Origin of the sequence: Rhodopirellula sp. UBA1907, assembly GCF_002337565.1 — a bacterium.
Taxonomy (GTDB): Bacteria; Planctomycetota; Planctomycetia; order Pirellulales; family Pirellulaceae; genus Rhodopirellula; species Rhodopirellula europaea.
The window spans coordinates 1-5,719 of the sequence record NZ_DDGH01000103.1 but is presented as its reverse complement, the minus strand read 5'-3'; the positions used below and the strand labels follow the sequence as shown (position 1 = coordinate 5,719).

5 protein-coding genes are annotated in these 5,719 nt (G+C 54.2%); 1 reads left to right on the top strand and 4 read right to left on the bottom strand.

Features of this window, described 5'->3' with window-relative positions:
- A partial coding sequence (locus B2R17_RS26220) for a hypothetical protein (protein ID WP_286766314.1) occupies positions 1-1,698 on the top strand: 1,698 nt, incomplete at its 5' end.
- 1,079 nt (positions 1,699-2,777) lie between these two features.
- Here the strand turns inward: B2R17_RS26220 and fba are convergent.
- The 4 genes from fba to B2R17_RS26200 form a co-directional block, all read right to left on the bottom strand.
- Entirely contained in the window at positions 2,778-3,800 is a 1,023-nt protein-coding gene (gene fba, locus B2R17_RS26215) for a class II fructose-bisphosphate aldolase (protein ID WP_007333980.1), read from the bottom strand.
- Positions 3,801-3,948: 148 nt separating this feature from the next.
- Entirely contained in the window at positions 3,949-4,572 is a 624-nt protein-coding gene (locus B2R17_RS26210) for a superoxide dismutase (protein ID WP_037249758.1), read from the bottom strand.
- Positions 4,573-4,659: 87 nt separating this feature from the next.
- Positions 4,660-5,412, bottom strand: coding sequence for a response regulator transcription factor (locus tag B2R17_RS26205; RefSeq protein ID WP_007326130.1), 753 nt, complete (start codon positions 5,410-5,412; stop codon positions 4,660-4,662).
- Between the two features lie 91 nt (positions 5,413-5,503).
- Positions 5,504-5,719, bottom strand: a 216-nt coding sequence (locus B2R17_RS26200) for a hypothetical protein (protein ID WP_286766313.1), incomplete at its 5' end; no start/stop codon positions are given.

The window sequence follows — 5,719 nt, the reverse complement described above, 5'->3', positions numbered from 1 at the left end:
TTATTCACCGTGCGTTGCTTACTCGAGTTTGAACTTGAACTGCTTTGTCGCTTAGCGACCAATAACGATAAGGGCAATTTGCAAATGCGACTTGAACGCTTGCTTGGGTCACAGCACACACAAGCGGCGCTTCGTATTTCATTAGCATATCGAGTTGCGATAGACGTTTCAGGTGTCGAAACCAATCAACTCCAGGAGTGTCTCAATTCGGTTTTCCCGCCTCACGGTAACGAACTTGGTCAATACTCGTTTGATAGCTGGAAAGGACTTACTGACGATAGAGTTTTGGATTTGGTTTTTCTTGGGAAATCTCACCGCGTCTGGCGTTTCCGCCCCGCATTCAAGGAAAAGTGGATAAATGAGCTATGCCACCTTCTTACGAATGCAGGAAAGGTGATTGAGTTCGGCCCACTTGGAATGTTGCTGCCCCCTGCAATGATCGACGGCTCACGATATGACGTCTCCAAGGTGGAAGCAGAACTCAAGAGCATGGCTCATTCGATCGTAGCCCCGTACCTTCTCTCACTTATTCAATCAATGCAGGATCGAGACAACGCAACACTTTATGAGGCAGCAAGAGGGTTGCAGCTTGAAATCGGAATTCCGGACGAGTCTGATATCTCTGTCGTTAGTCAGTTGGGGAGACGAATCCGCGACAAGGGCTCCGCCTCTGATGTTGAGAAAGCAACGAAGATAATGGAATTTGATAAAAATGAGTTGATTGGACGCATGGAACAAGCGGTCGAAGTCGAACGTGGTTGGGTCGCTTTCTTTTTCGAACGATCTGTCTGGCCTAATCTCGAAGGCTACATCTCTGAAGTTGGTCTGGCGAAACTGACAAGCGCAGTGCCCATTGATTTTAATAGCCTGTTTTCCGTTAAGTCGTACCATCCCCGGATTCTGAATCTTCGTGGGGATGCCGATGTAGACATGTTTGCGTTGGGCAAGCTCGTGTCAGTCCTGACCAAGACGCTTGGTTCTCTAGATGAGGTAGCTAGTCTTAAGAATCTTGGCAGGTCAGTCACAAGAATGAGGTTCAGCTTGAACGGCGAACAAGCGAATGAGCTGCTTCAGTCTGCGATGGAGATTGAGCTAGACGTTTCTTGGGTAGCCTTCTTGGTTTCCGCATGTTCTGTTGCTGATGGCGTCAACGTTGAGCTACTAAGGGATGTGTGGGTTGCTTACAATTGCCCGATACCTGACCCTCTTCCCGGTTCGATTTCCAATGGCGGGAAACTGGTAAATACAGGTGAACGAAAGGCGATTGAGCTTGGTGCGCAACTGGTTTCAGCTCCGAGTCGCGGAAGATACAGGGATATATTTGAATCGAACCGAGTGAACATCGCTGAAAAGTATTGTGGTCTTTTGCTTTCCCTTGGTGAAGGCATCGGTCGAAACGAATTGGTTACGCTTCTAAAACAATCGCCTGTTCCGGATGAGCTGGAGGTATGGATACGTCCGAAGTCGGTTGAGATTCTGAATGCTGATCAATCCATGACTGAACAGTTGGCTGAGCGGTTTGGTGCGATTGCCAATCGGCGTCAAGTTGATCAAGCAGGCTTACGGCTTCGTTTCGGAGCCCTTGTTGAAAATCGTCTAGGTGTTCCTCTGGCAGTGCGAGTTGCTGCCCTCGATGCCATCTTGCGACTCGATGAACTTGCAACCGAACCGCTTGCGGAACGCGATTGGATAGATTGAATCTTGGGCGAGAAAAGGTGACATCTTCATGCTACAAAGGCTTTGCCGACAGTGAGTTCCGAGTTGCGCGAGGTTTTTTAATCTTGCCCCTATTTGAGCATAGATTGCTTTTTGCTAGGAAGTGGAAAATTTGTCCCGTTCAACGGGATAGCATTTCAGCAACATGCCCAAGTCTGCCGCTTCGAATATCCGACGTGATCTGTCAATGTTCTCGGATTGCACCACAGTTGGCCCGGTGCCTGTTTGCCCGGTTTTTTGGGCGATTGTGGTTGTCCAAGCGAGATAGCTTGCTATGCGTCCCGGTGGCCGACGCCGGAGCACTGGCTCCGCGTCGTTTGATGAACCGTTTGCGAAGTAGTCGTGGGCAAGGTTGTGAGCAGTTGGTTGCCGACAGTCAGTAGCTTATCCCGTGAGGGATTTTAGATGGTAGCCGTTGGGCGCGGAGCGCACCTACGGAGCGTGGGAAGACGGCATCGCGGTTCGGCCTTGAACGGGCTTGGCAGGTTCAGCATGGATGAAAAGTGACCGCCTTCGGGGGCGGGCAGAAGTTTTGCAACGTGGCTTCGGTGGTGTTTGCTTGGCTCGTCCGTTGGTTGGTTTCTTTCATGCCTTCGGCGTGGAGGGCTGTTGGGATTTCTATGTCTCGCCGGCTGTTGATTGACTGAGTTGTTTGGGCGCTTGGTTTGGTTCTGTGGTGGAACCGGGGCTAATGCCCAAACGGCTCATTGCATCGACCCTCAATCCAAGGTGTGGTGCAGCACTCGTCTTTGACGAGAGAGTAGAACAGTTGTCCTCAACTGTTTGCGTGGCAGCTTCAGAATCGTCGAGCAGCATGACGCGAACGTCGAGATCGGTGAACGCTTGGAGCCGCTCGGAAGGTTAAGCTGCCAGGCGGAACAATTGAGACAATTGTTCTACTCTGGCGATCGTGAAAACGCTCCGCTTCTGAACAAGCTTGGCGACTGGCGTTGTGGTCGGGCCAAGCGCGCATGAAAAAAGCCTGGAGCGGATGGTTCCGTTCCAGGCTTTTGAATTGTGTGTCGTTTGTTCGCGTTCAGGTTGGTGAAACGCGAATCGGATCAGACTGCGGCGCCGAGAGTCGCACGCAACTTGGCACCGTTGCCGGCTTGGCCGAAGGCGGTCATGCGAGCGACGCAGACGTCCTTCATCGCGGCGCGGGCTGGTTTCAAGTATGCACGTGGGTCGAAGGCGGCTTTGTCTTCGGTCAAGACTTTGCGGATCGCACCGGTGATCGCCATGCGGCAGTCGGTGTCGACGTTGATCTTGCGAACACCGCTCTTGATACCACGTTGAATTTCTTCCACAGGCACGCCGTAAGTTTGCTTCATCTCACCACCGAACTGGTTGATGATGTCTTGCAATTCTTGTGGCACGCTGCTGCTGCCGTGCATGACCAAGTGAGTGTTTGGGATCTTGGCGTGGATTGCTTCGATGCGATCCATGGCCAGAACTTCACCGGTTGGTTTGCTGGTGAACTTGTAAGCACCGTGGCTGGTTCCGATCGCAACGGCCAACGCGTCGACGCCGGTTTCTTCCACGAAGCGTTGTGCTTCATCGGGATCGGTCAGCAATTGATCGTGGGTCAGCGTTCCGACTGCACCGTGGCCGTCTTCTTGTTCGCCGCCACCATCTTCGAGCGATCCGAGGCAACCGAGTTCGCCTTCGACGCTGACGCCGCGAGCGTGTGCCATCTTCACGACTTCGGCGGTGACTTTGACGTTGTAGTCGTAGTCGGCTGGGGTTTGACCGTCAGCTTCGAGCGAGCCGTCCATCATGACGCTGGTGAAGCCATTTTCGATGGCCGACAAGCAGGTCTCGGGGCTGTTGCCGTGGTCTTGGTGCATGACGATTGGAATCTGTGGGTACAGTTCCGCCGCGGCGACCATCAGGTGACGAAGGTAGGTGTCTTGGGTGTAAGCACGAGCGCCACGCGAAGCTTGGATGATGACCGGCGAATCGGTTTCATCGGCAGCTTCCATGATCGCCTGGATCTGCTCCATGTTGTTGACGTTGAACGCCGCAACGCCGTAATCGTTTTCGGCGGCGTGATCCAAGACAACGCGAAGTGGGACGAGTGGCATGGCGTTCAATTCCTGAGGAGTCGTGTTTTTTTAGTGGGAAAGATTGCAATTATCTCGGTGAATCTCCATTTCGCAAGGGCATGAAAAAACCGCTCACCCGAGGAGGGGCAAGCGGTCTCGCAAGTCAATTGAGTTGAAAACTCAGCGGCTACTTGGCAGCCGCAAAGCGGGTGGCAACGGCGTCCCAGTCGACCACGCTCCAGAATGCGGAGATGTAGTCTGGGCGACGGTTTTGGTAGTTCAGGTAGTAAGCGTGTTCCCAAACGTCCAATCCCAAGATCGGTGTGCCGCTGATGCCGGCGATTGCTTCGCCCATCAACGGGTTGTCTTGGTTGGCGGTGCTGCCAACGTGCAGCTTGCCACCGGAGACGTACAACCACGCCCAGCCGCTACCGAAACGAGTCGCAGCCGCGTTGGCGAATTGTTCTTTGAAGGCGTCGAACGAACCGCAAGCTTCGTCGATGGCGGCGGCCAAATCGCCCGATGGCGAGCCACCTTTGCCAGGACCCAAGACGGTCCAGAACAACGAGTGGTTGGCGTGTCCACCGCCGTTGTTGCGGACGGCGCCGCGTTTATCATCGGGAACAGCCGACAAGTCGGAGATGACTTCTTCGATCGACTTGGAGGCCAGATCGGTACCAGCCAACGCATCGTTGGTCTTGGTCACGTATGCGTTGTGGTGCTTGGAGTGGTGGATTTCCATCGTCCGCGCGTCAATGTGCGGCTCGAGGGCGTCGTAGGCATACGGCAATTCGGGCAGCGTGAAAGCCATGGTGCTCATAGGGGTTTGTGGGTGGCGGAAATAGAGACTTCGTCTTCGTCGATAGCGTACCAAGACGTCCAGAGACGGGCGAGCGGGTCAGTTGGCCGATGTCTCGGGTTCCAACGTTTCCGGTTCGAGCACGAAGCGATATCCCGCGTCGCGAACGGTCAACAAATGAACCGGTTCGGCAGGCGATGGCTCGATGGCTTTGCGAAGTCGAGCGATGAATTGGTCGACCGCACGGGTCTGCAAATTCCCGGACATCTCCCACACCTGCGTCAGCAATTCGGATCGGTTGATGACTCGTTCAGGGTTCTCCACGAAGTAACGCAGCAAACGGAGTTCCTTTGGCGTCATCTTGATGGGTTGGCCATCGACTGAAACTTGATGCGTCCGAAAGTCCGCTTCGACTCGCCCGAAGGAGATCGAATCAACCGTTTCGGGGACGGGCGGAGCCGCTCGGGGTGCGGTGCCGGCTGGTGAAGTTTGCAACAAGTTTTTGACGCGGCTGATCAGCTCATACAAATCAAAAGGCTTGCTCATGTACTGGTTCGCACCAACGTCGAATCCACGTGCGCGATCTTCGGACAACGTTCGGGCGGAGAGCATCAGGACGGGAGTCGTGTTGCCCGATTCGCGAATTTGTTCGCAAACGGTGTATCCGCTCATGCCCGGCAACATCAGGTCCAACACGATCAAGTCGATCGAACTGCCGGAATGTTCGATCAGCTGCAATGCCGAGGGGCCGTCTTCGACCAACGAAACGCGATAGTCTTCGGCCTCGAGGTTGTATTTGATGCCAACACCGAGGTGCCGCTCGTCTTCGACCACCAAAATATGAGCTCGCATCCGACTCCTCGGGACTGAATGATTCATTCGCGGGCGTGCAGGGAATCCGTCCAAACGGATTCGAATCGGCCAAGCATTCGCGGGGTGGTTTTCACGTCGTGCTTGCGATGGACGAGAAAACGATGGCTTCCAAATGGGGGCCGCCACCGGTTTGGGCACCGCGAATTGCGACGATCGAATTGTGACACGGAAAAACGTTCGAACCAAGACGCCCACTGCGATCCTGTTGATCACGAGTGGGCGTGCAGTTAGTTGATGCAGGTATTTGTGCTGTTTTCGCGCACTGCACCTCTCCCGAAACGAAGTT